13 protein-coding genes, 2 tRNA genes and 2 rRNA genes are annotated in these 16,650 nt (G+C 47.7%); 2 read left to right on the top strand and 15 right to left on the bottom strand.

Annotated elements, in window-relative coordinates; all coding sequences use genetic code 11:
- Positions 1-76: 76 nt before the first annotated feature.
- The 5 genes from ACLVWU_RS14800 to ACLVWU_RS14820 form a co-directional block, all read right to left on the bottom strand.
- A 23S ribosomal RNA gene (locus tag ACLVWU_RS14800) occupies positions 77-3,017 on the bottom strand.
- A gap of 122 nt (positions 3,018-3,139) precedes the next feature.
- A tRNA-Ile gene (locus ACLVWU_RS14805) sits at positions 3,140-3,216 on the bottom strand.
- A gap of 154 nt (positions 3,217-3,370) precedes the next feature.
- A 16S ribosomal RNA gene (locus ACLVWU_RS14810) occupies positions 3,371-4,884 on the bottom strand.
- Together the 16S and 23S rRNA genes with 2 tRNA genes alongside form the textbook arrangement of a ribosomal RNA operon.
- A gap of 260 nt (positions 4,885-5,144) precedes the next feature.
- Positions 5,145-5,220: transfer RNA gene (locus tag ACLVWU_RS14815), tRNA-Ala, on the bottom strand.
- A 153-nt stretch (positions 5,221-5,373) separates the two neighbouring features.
- Positions 5,374-5,889, bottom strand: coding sequence for a hypothetical protein (locus ACLVWU_RS14820; protein ID WP_413575618.1), 516 nt, complete (start codon positions 5,887-5,889; stop codon positions 5,374-5,376).
- 218 nt (positions 5,890-6,107) lie between these two features.
- Here ACLVWU_RS14820 and ACLVWU_RS14825 point away from each other — a divergent pair, with 218 nt between their 5' ends.
- Entirely contained in the window at positions 6,108-6,413 is a 306-nt protein-coding gene (locus ACLVWU_RS14825) for a cupin domain-containing protein (RefSeq protein ID WP_413575619.1), read from the top strand.
- Positions 6,414-6,780: 367 nt separating this feature from the next.
- Here ACLVWU_RS14825 and ACLVWU_RS14830 read toward each other — a convergent pair whose 3' ends face one another.
- Positions 6,781-8,100 carry a replication-associated recombination protein A gene (locus ACLVWU_RS14830; protein WP_413575620.1) on the bottom strand — a complete coding sequence of 440 codons (1,320 nt, stop codon included), beginning with the start codon at positions 8,098-8,100 and terminating at the stop codon, positions 6,781-6,783.
- 54 nt (positions 8,101-8,154) lie between these two features.
- Here ACLVWU_RS14830 and ACLVWU_RS14835 point away from each other — a divergent pair, with 54 nt between their 5' ends.
- Entirely contained in the window at positions 8,155-8,403 is a 249-nt protein-coding gene (locus ACLVWU_RS14835) for a hypothetical protein (protein WP_413575621.1), read from the top strand.
- 61 nt (positions 8,404-8,464) lie between these two features.
- On the opposite strand, the gene ACLVWU_RS14840 is transcribed toward ACLVWU_RS14835, so the two are convergent.
- From ACLVWU_RS14840 to ACLVWU_RS14880, 9 genes are all read right to left on the bottom strand, one after another.
- The gene (locus ACLVWU_RS14840; RefSeq protein WP_413575622.1) at positions 8,465-9,037 is read right to left on the bottom strand and encodes a hypothetical protein; all 573 of its coding nucleotides are present in this window, start codon (positions 9,035-9,037) and stop codon (positions 8,465-8,467) included.
- Between the two features lie 12 nt (positions 9,038-9,049).
- The gene (locus tag ACLVWU_RS14845) at positions 9,050-11,242 is read right to left on the bottom strand and encodes a type IV pilus secretin PilQ (protein WP_413575623.1); all 2,193 of its coding nucleotides are present in this window, start codon (positions 11,240-11,242) and stop codon (positions 9,050-9,052) included.
- A gap of 20 nt (positions 11,243-11,262) precedes the next feature.
- A complete protein-coding gene (locus ACLVWU_RS14850) occupies positions 11,263-11,985 on the bottom strand; it encodes a pilus assembly protein PilP (protein WP_413575624.1) in 723 nt (240 codons plus the stop codon).
- The gene (gene pilO, locus ACLVWU_RS14855; protein ID WP_413575625.1) at positions 11,982-12,572 is read right to left on the bottom strand and encodes a type 4a pilus biogenesis protein PilO; all 591 of its coding nucleotides are present in this window, start codon (positions 12,570-12,572) and stop codon (positions 11,982-11,984) included. The genes ACLVWU_RS14850 and pilO overlap by 4 nt, the downstream gene beginning before the upstream one ends.
- Positions 12,569-13,177, bottom strand: a complete 609-nt coding sequence (locus ACLVWU_RS14860) for a PilN domain-containing protein (RefSeq protein WP_413575626.1) — start codon at positions 13,175-13,177, stop codon at positions 12,569-12,571. Before ACLVWU_RS14860 ends, pilO begins: the two co-directional genes overlap by 4 nt.
- On the bottom strand, positions 13,174-14,229 hold the full coding sequence (gene pilM / locus ACLVWU_RS14865) for a type IV pilus assembly protein PilM (RefSeq protein ID WP_413575627.1): 1,056 nt from the start codon (positions 14,227-14,229) through the stop codon (positions 13,174-13,176). Before pilM ends, ACLVWU_RS14860 begins: the two co-directional genes overlap by 4 nt.
- A gap of 128 nt (positions 14,230-14,357) precedes the next feature.
- Positions 14,358-15,149: a prepilin peptidase gene (locus ACLVWU_RS14870; protein ID WP_413575628.1), complete on the bottom strand. Its 792-nt coding sequence runs from the start codon at positions 15,147-15,149 to the stop codon at positions 14,358-14,360.
- Positions 15,142-15,912 carry an ABC transporter permease gene (locus tag ACLVWU_RS14875; protein ID WP_413575629.1) on the bottom strand — a complete coding sequence of 257 codons (771 nt, stop codon included), beginning with the start codon at positions 15,910-15,912 and terminating at the stop codon, positions 15,142-15,144. The genes ACLVWU_RS14870 and ACLVWU_RS14875 overlap by 8 nt, the downstream gene beginning before the upstream one ends.
- The gene (locus ACLVWU_RS14880) at positions 15,905-16,648 is read right to left on the bottom strand and encodes an ABC transporter ATP-binding protein (RefSeq protein WP_413575630.1); all 744 of its coding nucleotides are present in this window, start codon (positions 16,646-16,648) and stop codon (positions 15,905-15,907) included. Before ACLVWU_RS14880 ends, ACLVWU_RS14875 begins: the two co-directional genes overlap by 8 nt.
- Positions 16,649-16,650 lie beyond the last annotated feature (2 nt).

Genomic DNA, 16,650 nt, shown 5'->3' on the forward strand with positions numbered 1-16,650 from the left:
GCTAGTCTCTCATTCCTAATTAAAGGAAGTCACTGAGACGAAATCTTCGTAACTTAAAAATTAGAAGAATATTTTTTTAAAAAAGCCTCACGACCTATTAGTACGGATCAGCTGAATACATTACTGTACTTACACCTTCCGCCTATCAACCTCGTAGTCTCCGAGGAGTCTTTAGGGGGCCGAAGCCCCAGTGAAATCTAATCTTGTAGTCTGCTTCCCGCTTAGATGCTTTCAGCGGTTATCAGTTCCGAACATAGCTACCCTGCATTGCTCTTGGCAGAACAACAGGAACACCAGAGGTTCGTCCATCCCGGTCCTCTCGTACTAAGGACAGGTCTACTCAAATTTCATGCGCCCACAGAAGATAAGGACCAAACTGTCTCACGACGTTCTGAACCCAGCTCGCGTACCACTTTAATTAGCGAACAGCTAAACCCTTGGGACCTGCTCCAGCCCCAGGATGTGATGAGCCGACATCGAGGTGCCAAACTCCATCGTCGATATGGACTCTTGGATGGAATAAGCCTGTTATCCCCGGAGTACCTTTTATCCGTTGAGCGATGGCCCTTCCACGCGGGACCACCGGATCACTTTGGCCTGCTTTCGCACCTGCTCGACTTGTAGGTCTCGCAGTCAAGCCCCCTTATGCCAATGCACTCGACGCCTGGTTTCCAATCAGGCTGAGGGGACCATCGCGCGCCTCCGTTACTTTTTGGGAGGCGACCGCCCCAGTCAAACTGCCCACCAGACAGTGTCCCTCTGCTCGTAAAGAGCAGCAGGTTAGATTTCAAAGGTGCCAAGGGTGGTATTTCAAGGTTGACTCCACAAGGGCTAGCGCCCCTGCTTCAAAGTCTCCCACCTATCCTACACATGCCAACTCTAAAATCACTGCCAAGCTACAGTAAAGGTTCACGGGGTCTTTCCGTCTTTCTGCGGGTACTCGGCATTTTCACCGAGAATTCAATTTCGCGAGGCATTTGGTCGAGACACCGGAGAAGTCGTTACGCCATTCGTGCAGGTCGGAACTTACCCGACAAGGAATTTCGCTACCTTAGGACCGTTATAGTTACGGCCGCCGTTTACTGGGGCTTCGATTCTCAGCTTCGCTTGCGCTAACTAATCCTCTTAACCTTCCAGCACCGGGCAGGCGTCAGTATGTATACTTCGTCTTGAGACTTTGCACATACCTGTGTTTTTGATAAACAGTCGCTACTCCCATTTCTCTGCGACCCGAAAAAGCTTGGGGAGTAAATCCTTACACTCTCGCGGGCACACCTTTTCCCGAAGTTACGGTGTTAAGTTGCCGAGTTCCTTGACCAAAATTCACCCCATCGCCTTAGGATATTCACCCCACTCACCTGAGTCGGTTTACGGTACGAGCTAACAAATCTAAATTTACGAAACTTTTCTTGGATACATGGCTTTTCTCACTTCCGGATCAAAGATCCTCGCATTCACGCCTCAGTGTTATGTGCCGCGGATTTGCCTACGACACCACCTACACGCTTACACCTCAATCCAATAAGAGGCTGAGATAGCCTATACCGTCATTCCTTAAACACAATTTGCTAGGTAACGGAATATTAACCGTTTTGCCATCGATTACGCCACTTGGCCTCATCTTAGGACTCGACTAACCCTGGGAAGATTATCTTTACCCAGGAATCCTTGAGTTTTCGGCGCCCGGGTTTTTCACCCGAGTTCAACGCTACTTATGTCAGCATGATCACTTCTAGTTCGTCCAGCTGTCCTACCGGTCAACCTTCATCCTACGCTAGAACGCTCCCCTACCACTAAAATATAAAATATCTTAATCCAAAGCTTCGGTAACACGCTTAGCCCCGTTGTATCTTCCGCGCAGAGTCACTAGACTAGTGAGCTATTACGCTTTCTTTAAAGGATTGCTGCTTCTAAGCCAACCTCCTAGTTGTCAAAGTAACTCCACAACGTTCTCCACTGAGCGTGCATTTAGGGACCTTAGCTGTTGGTCTGGGCTCTTTCCCTCTCGACTCATGACCTTATCACCCTGAGTCTGCCTGCTGAGGAACATATCTGTGGCATTCGGAGTTTATTTGGGTTTGGTAATCCGGTAAAGACCCCTAGCCCATTCAGTGCTCTACCTCCACGATACTTTTTACTCAACGCTATACCTAAATATATTTCGGGGAGAACCAGCTATCACCCAGTTTGATTGGCCTTTCACCCCTAATCACAGATCATCAAAAGAGTTTTCAACCTCAACTTGTTCGGTCCTCCACGAGGTGTTACCCTCGCTTCAACCTGTCCATGATTAGATCACCGGGTTTCGGGTCTATGCCTGCAAACTAAACGCCCTATTCAGACTCGCTTTCGCTACGACTACACCTTCAACGGCTTAATCTCGCTTGCAAACATAACTCGCTGACTCATTATGCAAAAGGTACGCTATCACCCACGTAAGGGGCTCTAACTGCTTGTAAGCTTACGGTTTCAGTTTCTATTTCACTCCCCTCTCGGGGTTCTTTTCACCTTTCCCTCACGGTACTTGTTCACTATCGGTCACTAAGGAATATTTAGCCTTATGAGGTGGTCCTCACAGATTCCCACAAAATTTCACGTGTTTTGTGGTACTCGGGATGCCGCTAGAGCCATTGAGCATTTCGAACACGGGGCTATCACCCTATCTTGCCAGACTTTCCAGACTGTTGTTCTATACTCTCCGGTCCCATATTGCGGTCCCACGACCCCTCAATCAAATAAATGATTAAGGTTTAGGCTGTTACCCGTTCGCTCGCCACTACTAGGGTAATCTCGGAATTGATTTCTTTTCCTGAGGGTACTGAGATGTTTCACTTCCCCTCGTTCGCTTCAGACACCTATGTATTCAGTGAATGATACCATAAAATGGTGGGTTTCCCCATTCGGAAATCTCCGGGTCAAAGTGTGTGTGCCACTACCCGAAGCTTATCGCAGCTTACCACGTCCTTCATCGCTTCTTAGTGCCAAGGCATCCACCGTAAGCCCTTTGTAGCTTTAAAAAATGGAACTAACCTCGCTAAAAATCAACTAAATCAATCTATTCAATTGTCAAAGAACGAAAACATTAAGTAGCAAAAACCTCTTTTGTGCCTCTAACAGACCAACTCAATTTGTTGAAAGTTGGTGGGCCAGGGAAGACTCGAACTTCCGACCCCACGCTTATCAAGCGTGTGCTCTAACCAACTGAGCTACTGGCCCATGTTAGATGCGCATAAGAGTTTTCACTCTCTCAAAACTAAACAGCTAGAAAAGATTTTTGGGACTCACCCACTCGGGAAGAGTGAGTTGACCTAAGATATGTGATTGCTTTTCTTCAAGATAAACTTGAAGTGCTGATCACCGTAATCCTTAGAAAGGAGGTGATCCAGCCGCAGGTTCCCCTACGGCTACCTTGTTACGACTTCACCCCAATCATCGACCATACCTTGGGCGCCTGCCTCCTTGCGGTTAGCGCAGCGACTTCTGGTACAACCAACTTTCATGGTGTGACGGGCGGTGTGTACAAGGCCCGGGAACGTATTCACCGCGGCATTCTGATCCGCGATTACTAGCGATTCCAACTTCATGGTCTCGAGTTGCAGAGACCAATCTGAACTTAGATAGCTTTTCTCCGATTAGCTCCATCTCGCGACTTCGCTTCAGTTTGTGACTACCATTGTAGCACGTGTGTAGCCCTAGGCATAAGGGCCATGAGGACTTGACGTCATCCCCACCTTCCTCCGGTTTAACACCGGCAGTCCATCTAGAGTGCCCAACTTAATGCTGGCAACTAAATGCAGGGGTTGCGCTCGTTGCGGGACTTAACCCAACATCTCACGACACGAGCTGACGACAGCCATGCAGCACCTGTGTACCGACCCTTGCGGGCGACGACGTTTCCGCCAATCTTCCAGTACATGTCAAGCCTAGGTAAGGTTCTTCGCGTTGCATCGAATTAAACCACATGCTCCACCGCTTGTGCGGGCCCCCGTCAATTTCTTTGAGTTTTAATCTTGCGACCGTACTCCCCAGGCGGGATACTTAACGCGTTAGCTTCGTCACTGAAGGGGTCAATACCTCCAACAACAAGTATCCATCGTTTATAGCGTGGACTACCAGGGTATCTAATCCTGTTTGATCCCCACGCTTTCGGGTCTGAGTGTCAGTGTGTAGCCAGATAGCCGCCTTCGCCACCGGTATTCCTCTTGATATCTACGTATTTTACCACTACACCAAGAATTCTACTATCCTCTCTACCACTCAAGCTACGCAGTATCAGATGCACTTCTAGGGTTGAGCCCTAGGCTTTCACACCTGACTTACATAGCCACCTACACCCGCTTTACGCCCAATAATTCCGAACAACGCTAGGATCCCTCGTCTTACCGCGGCTGCTGGCACGAAGTTAGCCGATCCTTTCTTGCAGGGTACATTCATTGTGTTATTCCCCTGCGACAGAGCTTTACGACCCGAAGGCCTTCATCACTCACGCGGCGTCGCTGCATCAGAGTTTCCTCCATTGTGCAATATTCCCTACTGCTGCCTCCCGTAGGAGTCTGGACCGTGTCTCAGTTCCAGTGTGACTGATCATCCTCTCAGACCAGTTAAAGATCGTCGCCTTGGTGAGCCGTTACCTCACCAACTAGCTAATCTTACGCGGACTCATCTTAGAGCGAAAAACCTTTGACCTCTTGAACCGCAGTTCTTGTGGTCTTATGCGGTATTAGCGAATCTTTCGATTCGTTATCCCCCACTCTAAGGCAGATTATCCACGCGTTACTCACCCGTGCGCCACTAGTACTCACCCGAAAGCTTTCCCCGTTCGACTTGCATGTATTAGGCACGCCGCCAGCGTTTGTTCTGAGCCAGAATCAAACTCTCCAGTTTAAATTCTGTATCAACCAAACTACTAGCTCTCGCTTGTATGTTTGTTCGAATATATTTAATTTGAAATTGTGAATACTAGTTACCCAGTATTCAAAGAGCCCAAAAATCTATTTCTTCTAGCTATTCAGTTTTCAAAGAGCGAAACTTAAAATTCACTGCCTTTCGGCAGCGCGAGGAACAGATATTACTCTGTATTTTGTCCCCGTCAACAATCTTTTTTATTTTTTCATCGATTCGACAAAAGTCCTAAAAAAGTAATTTGGTGGAGGTAACAGGGATCGAACCTGCGACCTTCTGAATGCAAATCAGACGCTCTCCCAGCTGAGCTATACCCCCGCAAAGTGGGACTGGTTTTCGCTCAGACCCCGAAAAAGGTCAATAGCTTTTTTTCGAAAACTTAATGCAGGTTGAATTCTGCCTAATAAATAAACGAGGTTGGAGCCTCGTTTATTTCAAAAAAACCATTTAAATGTATGTATTTACAGAGTTTTAAGCAGAAGCTTTGAATTTAGACGCAAGAAGTCGGTTTAACCACTTACGTTCCGCAGCTAGATCGAAGCCGACCTTTTCGCCGCCGCTAATAATAGCCAAATAAACCTTTTTTAGGATTTCCGTTTCTGTATCGTTGCCGTTATCAGCACCCAAAGACTCTTCAATCGCTTCATACACGCTGACTAAGTCAGGAGTCGTTACGACTTTAGGGATTCTAGACATATCCAGCCCTAGAGTTTCAATCGGTTTGAATCCGATCAACGTTTCAGTTAACAAAATCTTTGCGCCATTCTTGAAGTTCACCTGCAAGAAAGCCTTACCTTCAGAGTCTGCTCTGTGCAGGACTTCATTGATATCCTGAGAGCTGAAAGTAAATAATTTGCCATCTAGATCCTGGCGCAATTGCACTCTGCCAGTATCGTTCATTTTCGCGCGAAGCCCTTTTGAGGAATCGACAAAATTCAAGATGTGATCAAGTTCCGCGTGTGTCGACTTTGATTTAGAATTGCTCAAAATACCCTCCCCGAACTGGGCCTTTCTTTACCATAAAGGTATCGACATCCTAGGAGTGGACTTAACGTTGTTTTTATATTTATGCAGAAACCAGTCTCTTATCCTGTAGCAATTTGATTTTTCCCAGGGAAAGGTGTTTCAAGGCGAGTCAATCGCGGTGTGACTTGTAACTCGTGTTCCGATTTGAGATAACCAAAGTCAGATTAAAGAGGCCAATTATGATCATCACACGCTGGCAGGCACCCCTGGTGCCAAGCAAAACACAAGTACACATGATTCTGGAAGCAGAAGGTCTGGAGCCGTTTGACGAGACCTATGCTCCACAGACAAAAATTCCAGAACACCGCCACCCCTTCGCAGAAGTGCGCATCATCGTAGCCGGAGAAATGCTATTCAACATCTCAGGCAACCAATTCGTACTACGCCCCGGTGACCGCGTGGAAATCCCAGCAAACACCAAGCACACTCACACATCTCAAGGCACAGAAGAATGCCTATGCGTCTGCGCCCAAAGAGCCATCTAAAAAATTAGAAAAAGAAATTTGAAAAAGAAAAGGGGCCACAAAGCCCCTTTTTCTTTTGAGACAAACAAAGACAACAGCCTTTCTCAGGCAACTGGCAATATCTCAACATGCCGAAACAATTTAATTTTCCCTATACAGAAAAGGTTTCCCCAATCTTCTTTATTCACGAACGAAGAAGAAAAACCGCGGAGGCCCTTTGCCTCAGCCTCGGCTCCCTGGAGATGTGTGTGCAGCGACCTCTGTGGGCGCATGGATGCGCGCACCCATCCTCCGTAGCGCCAGCGAAGGAGGATGGGCCACAGTGAGCCTGGAAGGCGTGTCGCGGAACACGCATCTCCAGGGAGCCGAGGCTGAGGCGAAGGGTCGACTAAGAGTCTTTATTTTCGGAGCGGCGTTGTTTCATCCAGGCTAGATATTCGCGAATGTTTTTCTCGAAACCATGAGTAGTCGGCTCGTATATTTTTTCGCCTTTGAGTTCATCTGGAAGATAGCTCTGTTCAGTCCAACCCGTTGGGTAGTCGTGAGGGTATTTGTAACCCTGCCCGTACCCCAGATCTTTAGACAAAGCCGTTTTAGATGATCGCAAGTGCAACGGAACAGGAAGCGTCTTTGTGGTCTCCACGAGCGCGCGGGCTTTGTGAAGAGCCATGTATGAAGCGTTGGATTTTGGACAAGACGCAAGGTACGTAGCCACTTGGGAGAGTGTGATCGCGCCTTCAGGCATACCGATGGCTTCGACTGCCTGTAACCCTGCGATGGCCACGGAAATCGCGCGAGGATCGGCATTGCTGATGTCTTCAGAGGCCAGAATAATAAGCCTGCGAGCGATAAAGACTGGGTCTTCACCACCGTCAAGCATGCGGGCCAGATAGTAAACAGCAGCATCAGGATCGCTGCCTCGGATACTTTTGATGAACGCGGAGATGACGTCGTAGTGCATCTCGGAGTTCTTGTCGTAGCCGATGGGATTTTGCTGTAGCAGCTCGCGCATGTCGTTCGTTGAAAGCGGTGATTCCTCGCCGTCCTTCATAAAGCTGTACAGGATTTCGAGGCTGTTAATCAGGCGACGGGCGTCTCCGTCAGAAAATTGCAGAAGATTTTCGACGGCTTCAGGTTGCAATACCTGATCAAGGGATTTTGCATATTGTTCTTCAGCACGTTTAACGATGTGGCGCAGGTTCGCTTCGCTTAAGCGTTCGAAAACAACCACACGACAACGACTTAAAAGAGCGCGGTTCAGCTCGTAACTGGGATTTTCAGTGGTAGCACCCACCAATACCAAATCACCCTTTTCCACGAAAGGCAGAAGCACGTCCTGCTGACCTTTGTTAAAACGATGGATCTCGTCCACGAAAAGGATGGTTTTTTGCTGGTATTGAAGGCGGCGGTCCCGTCCCGCCTCGCCGATTTCACGCAAAGCCTTGGTCCCGGCTTCTGTTGCGTTGATATTTTCAAAATGGGCTTTGAAATGCTGACTCAAGGCCAGAGCAAAAGTGGTTTTACCTGTTCCAGGAGGGCCCCAGATTATGAGACTTGGCAGGTAGCCTTTGCGAAGCATTTGACCCAGTTTAGACTGTACTCCAATGGTCTTCTCTTGCCCGATAATTTCATCCAGGTTTTTTGGACGAAGGATTTCAGACAATGGGGAAGTTGAAAGAGATGACGATGACGCACTAAACAGATCCATGAAGAAACCTATAATGCATTTATCAGCGGAAATCACGCTGTTGAGGAGCAAAACATGAATAAGCGCGTCTACCTAGTGATTTTACTCGTTTTAGCGTGTGTAGGAGGCTTTGCAGCCTATGCCGGAAGCCAAATTAAAGCCACGTCCTCTTTTGCGGACGGATCCACGGCTGAGCTGGTTGAGATCATCAGTGACCGAGGGATCGTAAGTCAGATCATTCAAATTAAAGATGCGTCGGGGGCCGTCTGCTATTCAGTGAGCAACGTTGCGAACCAAGCTCCTGGAGTTTCATGCGTTAAATAACAAAAAAACTGCGGCGATAGACGCTGCAGCTTTTTTACTTTTCATACTCGAAGTTCAGGAATTAAAACTGGGTTCCGTAAGTGAAATAGGTCGTCGACACAAAGCCCTCTTGGGCTTCCGGATCATTCGGGTCCACTTGGTAACCGTAGATTTTAACTGTTCCGCTGGCCGTGAAGTTAGCGATATCTACGCTGATGCCACCACACTTGATGGAACAATCAGTGATCGCAGCGTTATCCGCTGTTCCGGCCGGGAAGTATGCAACCTTGTTAGTCGAACTCCACCATGAGGCTTTTAGGGCCGCAAGGTTTTCATCCGCAAAAGCACATTCCTGTGCAGAACCATTCGGTGGAGTATACATAATCTTAATCAGAGAAATATAGGTATCCTTGGTTTTATCACCAATCTGGAAGCTGACTGTTGGAATGGCAAAATACGCCTCTGTCACATCCTTTTCAGGAGTGGTATTATTTTCTAAGCCCGTCTTATTTGAATAACAGGAAATACCTTTCGAAGGAACCGTCCACTTGATGTTCGAGGAAACTGAAACTTGAACAGCTGTGCCCTCACCGCTGCCACAAGAGGTGATACTTGCGAGAACTAAAGCTACTAACGCTAACTTTACTGTCTTCATATCTCCTCCTTGCTATTCTTCAGCCGTGTTGTTTGGCCCACCTGCTGGTGTTGTCACTCGCGGAGTCAGGAACACCAAAAGTTCTCTTTTATCTTTGGTCCTTTTCTGCATTTTAAACAGGTTGCCAATAACCGGAATTTCGCGGAACCAAGGAACGCCAACTTCTGCCTCTGTGGCATCGCTGGAGTAGATTCCACCGATAACTGCCGTCTGGCCATTCTTAACCAAAACCCGGGTGTCTGCTTCGCGACTGTCCGTCGAGAACGAACCATCGGTTTGCACCGCCCCTTGAGTTTGGCGACCAATCTTCACTTTCATCATAACAGATCCGTCGACCGTTACCTGAGGAGTTACGTCCAAGCGCAGGGCCAATGGCTTGAATTGATACGTTTCTTGTTGTGAATTTCCTGTAATGGTCACCTGCTTCACCGGTACTTCAGTCGTCTGACTAATGTATGCAGTCTCATTCGACATAGTCAGGATTCTTGGAGAAGAAAGTGTTTTAACTTTATCCTCGGACTCTGACAATGCCAGGGCCGCTGAAATACTTCCGAATATATCCAGAGTACCAACATCCACCGAGAAGTTGAAGTTCCCGGTCTGTGTATTTGTAGGGTTGATGTTAAATCTTGGATTCATTGTCACTGGACCACGCTGTGTATTGCCCAAATTGATGGACTGACCGGACACGTTCCAGCTGACACCCACCTGACGTTGAAATCGCTCGGAAGCTTCAACAATCTTACCTTCAATCAACACTTGTGGCGGCTGAGTATCAAGGCTGCGGATCAATTTAGCCGCACGCTCGATATTTTCTGCGATATCAGTAATCACCAAAGAGCTGGTACGAGGGTCACCGACAACTTTACCGCGCTCGCCTACGAAGTCTTTTAGCTTTTTCTCAAGATCATCAACTTTGGCATAGCTGATAGAGAACATGCGTACTTTTAATGGCTCCAGATTTTTACGAGCCAACGCAAGTTTATTCGCATCGTCTTCCTCAGAGCGCAAATCCACCAATGGTGCAATTCTTAGAACGTTGCCTTGACGAGTGTAACCCAGTTTACGTGCTCTCATCAGAACAACCAGAGCCTGGTCCCAAGGAACCTGACGAAGTTTCAAGCTGACGTTACCGCGAACTTCTTCTGCGATAACCATGTTCACGCCGCTCTCTTCTGTGATCAGATTAAGAGCATCGCGGATGTCCATGTTACTGGTTTCGATAGAGATCTTTTTTCCGTAGAATCGCGTGTTGCCAGTCAGGAATTCAGTCAAATTCTGATTTGGAAGAATTTTTCCTTCTCCCCCTTCAACTTCAATTTCAGCATCCTGTGAACCTGAAGAAGCCACGTTTGAAGTCGCCGTTCCTGCTGCCACGATCAACAATGAATTGCCTTCATTCTGAACTGCAGGTTCTGAAACACCGTCACGCAATTGAATAACGAAACGGGCTGTCGTGGAACCCGGATTTTGATAGGCATCGATAGCCCCCACTGCTCCACGAATATCTTTCGTGTTCAATGAACGCTTCAAACGATCCGGAAGAATCGCATTTTCAACTTCAACAATGTACTGGTGCAAATCAGGATTCGAGCGCGTTGTGAAGTTCAAAGGACGATTGGCTTGAACCACGATTGTTCCGCCGTTTTCATTGGATTTAAACTGCAAATCTGTGATTGTTGCCGGTCTTGCCTGTGGAGCTGCCGCTGGAGTTGAAACCGGTTCCTGAGCAATTTCCGGCTCTGGTGCCGGTGGCGCAGGTTGTTCTGGCATATCAGCGATTTCTGGTTCTGCAGGAGGAGCCATGTCTTCAATAGGTGGCATTTCAACCGGGCCGGCATCCGCTTGCGCGGGAGCCTGCTCTGCTGGTGCCTGTTGAGGAGCTTCGCCCTCGGCCATATTGAATTCGTCTTCCAGGCCGCCGCCTTGTTGCGCTTGCTCTGTTGGTGCTTCAGCCGGAGCATCGTTTTCAAAATCGGCGAATTCGTCTGTACTTTCTGAACCTGAATCAGCAGGTGCAGAGGCAGCAGCATCCCCTTCTGCAAAGGAATCCGCGCCGGATGAATCATCCATGCTAAGCTCAGTATTCGCTGAGGAATCCAGGCCGTCATCCAATGACAGATCATCCGCTGGTGGGCGACTTGCACACGAGGTAAGCGATGCAATCAAAGCAGCGACGATCATTAATCTAATGAATCCGTTCATTAGTACCTCCCTTAAAGAGATTATTTTTTAAACTCCATGATGCGAGATTCTTTTACAGGTTTATCCTCATCGTAACGAGTTTCGATGACGACAATCTCACCTTCACGGATAGCCGAAATATATCCGTCTTTTCGGCCCATTTTTGAGTTCTTAACTACAGTGAAAACACCACCATCTGGATCGCGAATCATGGCCCGTGGTGTTTTCACATCCCACAGGATACCGATGATCTGCAATCTGTCCAAATCCCAACGCTGCAATGGTTCCAGCTGATCTGTTGGAACTTCCTTACGCGAAACCTTGATAATCCGGAACGGTTTGAAAGGGTCACGTTTACCGTTTGGATCATAAGCATAACTGTCCTTAGACAGCATATCCGAAATCGATGGAGCTGCCGGTGCTGTCACTGCATCACCCATTTGCATGGGCTCTTGAGGGATATCACCTGGATTTGGAGGTGGAATCGCTGGCGGAGCCGTTTGCACATTAGTCGGCGGCGCCGGAGGAGGCGGAGCTCCTGGCGGCTGAGCCTGATTAATCTCATTCATAAACTCCGGAGGCAAATCCCCATTATTCGGTCCACCTGCTGGTGGAGCCGCCGGAGGGGCTGGAGGCAATTCTGCCGGTGGAGGTTGTTCCTGAGAATAAGCCGGTGACATGAACCGTGCACTGACAGCAAATGCCAGCCAAAGCCCTAAAGCAGCAACTATAATGTAAGACATCATCCATCTTACTGATTTCACTGCGCCGTCCCCGTTTTCTCTTTTTCAGGTGCAAGTTTGTAACCCACAACCTGGCCTTCAAATTTCAACCGTTTCGTCGGATCTGCATCCGTCTGTTCTGAAATAACAATATTTTTCACTCGTGCCATACGCTCGGAGCTGGACACAAGGTTTACGAACTGCGCCAGTTGCGCATAGCTGCCTTCCAGTGTTACGTCCACCGGAACCTCTTCCACGACTTCACGTTTGATGTTGTCCGTGGGTTTTTTGATTTTCACACTGACCCCGGCACCACGAGCGAATCCGTCGATCGCCTTGTTGATGTCGATCGAGAATAGAACCGTAGGAAGTCTGCGCGAGATTTCCTGATACTGCTGACTTAAACGTCCCAGTTTTTCCCGCATTTCATTAACCTGTTTCAAGGTCGCATCGGTGTCTTTTTTCTTGGCTTCCTGCTCTTGCACCTGCTGCTGAACTCCAGCGATTTGGGCTTCCAAGGCAGAACCATCATCATACAAAGTAAAATAAAACACTGCGCACAATAAAATGCCCAGACCGAATGCTTTTCCATAAGTATAGGTGGCTAGTGTTTCGAAGAACTTATTCATGGTGATCTCTCCAAAACAGCACTGATCTCGAATTTCTTCAGGATCATTCCATCAACGGTCACCTCGGTTGAGCTCACCAAATTCACATCCATCAGGAACACACTCTTCGTCAAAGCCTCCAAAAACTGAGAGACTTCAAAATCACTCAGTCCCAGGCCCTGGACATTCATTTTTTCAGGATTCAGATTGATTTGAGTCAGCCAGGCCTTTTCAGGAATCACCTGCTGCAATAAATCCATCACGCGAATTTCGCGATAGCGGTCTCTGGAAATTTTATCCAGGGCTGAGATACGTGCCTCGATAACAGCTTCGTCTTCTTTAAACTTTTTGATCTCCGCAACCGACGCCGCCTGTTTGGAATTGTAGTCTTCGAGCTCGCGCAAAGTCGTCTGCAAGGAACCCAGTTGCGCCTGCAACTGAGGAATATGCTGTTCCTGATACACATAGAGACCAATCACCGGAATCAAGGCGACCAAAAGTCGCTTGATGGCTTCCTTGCGGGTTTCGTCGCTGACAAGAATTTCCCCGCCTTCGCCGTCGCCGAATTGTGCGCCCATCGCTGCGTTGGTTCCAACCTGTGAGGAGGCAAGATTGATTTTAATCATGTGCCGTCCCCCTCCTGACGAAGAGCCAAACCAGTGACCACACCCGCAAAGTTACTGATTTGCGCCAGATACTCTGGAGAGAATTTTTTCGGATTGGCTTTGATTTTAGCGAACGGATTAAAGGGCTCCATAGGAATCCCTGTTACACGCGTGATCGTTTCCACCAAACCCGAAGTTTGTGAACTTCCACCGGTATAAAAACAACGATTCAAAGTCAGACCATTTGTTGTGGCACTTAGAAAGTCCAAGCTACTGCGAATCTCTTCGGTCACAGCCTCGTTCGTGGCGCTGATCACGCTGTGAACATCATCAGGGACATCACGACGGGAAACAGCACTTAATTTCAGTGCTTCTGCTTCGCCCACAGTCACGCCCATCGCCTTGTGGATTTCGTTGGTATAGTTGGCACCGCCAACCGGGATATCACGACAGAAAATGATTTCGCCGTACTGAAGAACCACAAAGTTCGTGATGGAGGCTCCGAAGTTGAAAAGTCCCACTACTTCGCCCGTGAATTTTCCGTAGTTCACTTCAAATGAATTCGCCAAGGCGAATCCACTGACATCCAGAACTGAACACTTCAAGGCACTGAACTCGATCACTTGAGTGTATTGGTTTACGAGTTCATTTTGCGCAGCGATCAAAAGAATATCCATTGTATCCGGAGACACACTGGTTGGAAGAATGTGATGAGCAAGGCTGATATTGTTGATATCAAACGGAATGTATTGCTCAGCCTCGAAACGAATCTGGTCTTTGACCAGCTTTCTGTCCATTTTGGGAATCGTGATTTTCTTTACGATGACAGCGGTTCCCCACATGGCCGTGGCGATGTTTTTTCTTTTCGATTTAACTTCGTTGATCAGATTCTGAATTGCAATACCGACCGAGGCGATATCAACAATTTCACCACCGGAAACTGAGTTGGGTGGAGTTGGTACGATACCAAAGGAGAGCAGCTGAGCTCCCTTTCCACTCACGTCCATTTCGGCTAATTTAATGGAACTCGTACCGATGTCGAGTCCGATTACTTTTTTTGATTTAAAAAACATTCTTTAGCTGCTTCCCCAGTTGAACCACTTCGATGTCTTTTTAAAGACTTACGTCCTTCAGACACAAGTCTAACATAGTAAATTATTTCTGGTCGGGAATAGAATGTCAAACCGGGGGTCTAGCGACTTTAGCTTAATCCCGGAAGAAAAAGGTCCAGGTACCACAATGCTATCGTCTGGCCTCCGAACAAATACAAGATCGCACCCAAGGCCAGGTAAGGTCCGAAAGGAATTACAGTCTTTAGTCCTGCTTTTTGTTTTCTGGCGGCGACGATACCCACAACACTTCCGATAATGGCCGATGACATAATCACAAAAGGAATTGCCTGCCAGCCAACGAGGGCCCCGATCCAGGCCAGGAGTTTAATGTCTCCTCCGCCCATGCCTTCCTGCTTGGTGAAAACCCAATACAGATAAGCCATGCCCCAAAGAAATCCGCCCCCCATCAACACACCGAAAAGTGCATCCAGGAACTCACGTTGGGGATTTAAAGCAGCACCCACCAAACCAATGACGATCCCCGAAAGAGTGAACTCATCCGGCAAAATCATGTGATCCAGGTCGATGAACGTGCAAACCACCAAACCAAATACAAACAACAAGTATTCAATCAGTGACCAGGAAATGCCAGCATAGTGATAACACAAGGCAAACAACACCCCCATAATGATTTCCACCAAAGGGTATCTGAACGAAAACTTCGCACCGCACTTGCGGCATTTTCCCCGCAGAATAAACCAGCTGAAAATAGGAATATTGTCGTACCAGGCGATTTGATTTTTACAGCCATAGCAATAACTGCGGGGCTTAACGACGCTTTCTTCGCGAGGCAATCGATAGATGATCACATTGCCAAAGCTGCCAAACAGCGCTCCAAACACGAAGAACGCGATATAGTAGAATGTATCTAGGCTAGACAATGTCTTTTCTCCTGAAGCAGAAATTGGTCAACAATACGAAAATCACAAACCAACCCGTCATATGTGCGGTCATCCAAAGGACGTCTTTTGCAGGCAATCCCGCTTGAAGGTAGTAGGCTGATTTCCAGTTCATGCGGTATAGATTCGGAACAATCCAGTGCAGGATTTCGACAATCTGTGCGAACAGTGCTTCTTTACTTTTCGCCGCGAAAAAAGCCAGATCCCCCAGCCAATGTCCCAGCAGGAACAAAACGATTCCCGCGCACAAAGCCAATACAGGGCGAACCACCAGACTGAACCACATCACGAATGCCAGAATCACGGAACTTTCAAACCACAGGCTTAAACAGATCTCCGCAAATCCTTCAAGTTGTGATGGATTGGACCAGATTCCCAATAGAACCGATAAAATCAGCGCCAAAATCAGCAGCAAAATCGTATTAAGCGCCAGCACACCAAATAGTTTTCCCAGAATAAACTGATTACGGGAAACTGGGCGGGATAAAATTAACAGACAGGTTTGTTTTTCCACTTCTTTGGCGATGATGTAGGAACCGGAAAAAAGTGAAATCCCCATAAGAGCCAGCTGCACCCCAAGGAAGCCAAAGTCCGCCATGATTTTGATTTGTTCCGCAAAAGAAAGTGCCCCGAGTAAAAAACTAAGTGCAATCATCAACACGGCAATCACAATCACCACAAAGAAGATTTTTTCACGGAGCATTTCACGCAATGTTGTTTTTGCCAGAGTCCAGACCTTAGACATTGCCAGCCTCGCGATTCTTTTGAACTTGGAAAGCTTTTTCCAGGCTTTGGAATTCAGCCATAAACTGCGTCAAAGCACCTTCATAAAGAATTTTTCCTTTATTTACGACAACCAGGCGAGAGCAAAGCTCTTCCATGTCCTGAAGCAAGTGGCTGCTGAAAAATAAAGTAACTCCCCGCTTTTGTTCTTCGCGAAGAATGTCCTTCACCAGGGCGCGACCATCCGGATCCAAGCCCGACATGGGCTCATCCAAAATCAACAAATCGGGACGAGTCAGAATTGCCTGAGCAATGCCTGCCCTTTGCAACATACCCTTGGAATAAGTACGCAAGCGACGGTCACGGGCCTCAAACAGATCCACTTTTTTCAAAGCCTCATGAGCTCTTTCGATAAAGTCTTTTTGAGTCAGGCCGTAGCAAAGATTCCAATGCAGTCGCAGGAATTCCATGCCCGTCAGAAATTCATAGAGATAGGGGCGCTCCGGCAGGTAACCGATGCGGGTTTTGGATTCACTACTAAGAGGTGCGCCAAAGAAATCAATGCGACCGCTATCGGGACGAATAAAGTCGAAAATACATTTAATTGTGGTGGTTTTGCCGGCGCCATTGCTGCCGACAAAACCTGTGGTCTGCCCTTCGGGCAAATGGAATGAGACGTTTTGCAATACATGACGGTCTTTTTCAAAAAGGCCGCCCTTGAAAGTCTTATTTAGCTTTTCAACTAGTAATACTGACATTG

This window comes from Bdellovibrio sp. HCB290, from assembly GCF_047305925.1.
In the GTDB taxonomy this organism is placed as follows: domain Bacteria; phylum Bdellovibrionota; class Bdellovibrionia; order Bdellovibrionales; family Bdellovibrionaceae; genus Bdellovibrio.

Coding starts and splice junctions, on each gene's coding strand:
- ACLVWU_RS14840 (WP_413575622.1), bottom strand. CDS start 9,037: ATGAAGACAGTAAAGTTAGCGTTAGTAGCTTTAGTTCTCGCAAGTATC.
- ACLVWU_RS14875 (WP_413575629.1), bottom strand. CDS start 15,912: ATGTCTAAGGTCTGGACTCTGGCAAAAACAACATTGCGTGAAATGCTC.
- ACLVWU_RS14830 (WP_413575620.1), bottom strand. CDS start 8,100: ATGGATCTGTTTAGTGCGTCATCGTCATCTCTTTCAACTTCCCCATTG.
- ACLVWU_RS14835 (WP_413575621.1), top strand. CDS start 8,155: ATGAATAAGCGCGTCTACCTAGTGATTTTACTCGTTTTAGCGTGTGTA.
- ACLVWU_RS14825 (WP_413575619.1), top strand. CDS start 6,108: ATGATCATCACACGCTGGCAGGCACCCCTGGTGCCAAGCAAAACACAA.
- ACLVWU_RS14845 (WP_413575623.1), bottom strand. CDS start 11,242: ATGAACGGATTCATTAGATTAATGATCGTCGCTGCTTTGATTGCATCG.
- ACLVWU_RS14860 (WP_413575626.1), bottom strand. CDS start 13,177: ATGATTAAAATCAATCTTGCCTCCTCACAGGTTGGAACCAACGCAGCG.
- pilO (WP_413575625.1), bottom strand. CDS start 12,572: ATGAATAAGTTCTTCGAAACACTAGCCACCTATACTTATGGAAAAGCA.
- pilM (WP_413575627.1), bottom strand. CDS start 14,229: ATGTTTTTTAAATCAAAAAAAGTAATCGGACTCGACATCGGTACGAGT.
- ACLVWU_RS14880 (WP_413575630.1), bottom strand. CDS start 16,648: ATGTCAGTATTACTAGTTGAAAAGCTAAATAAGACTTTCAAGGGCGGC.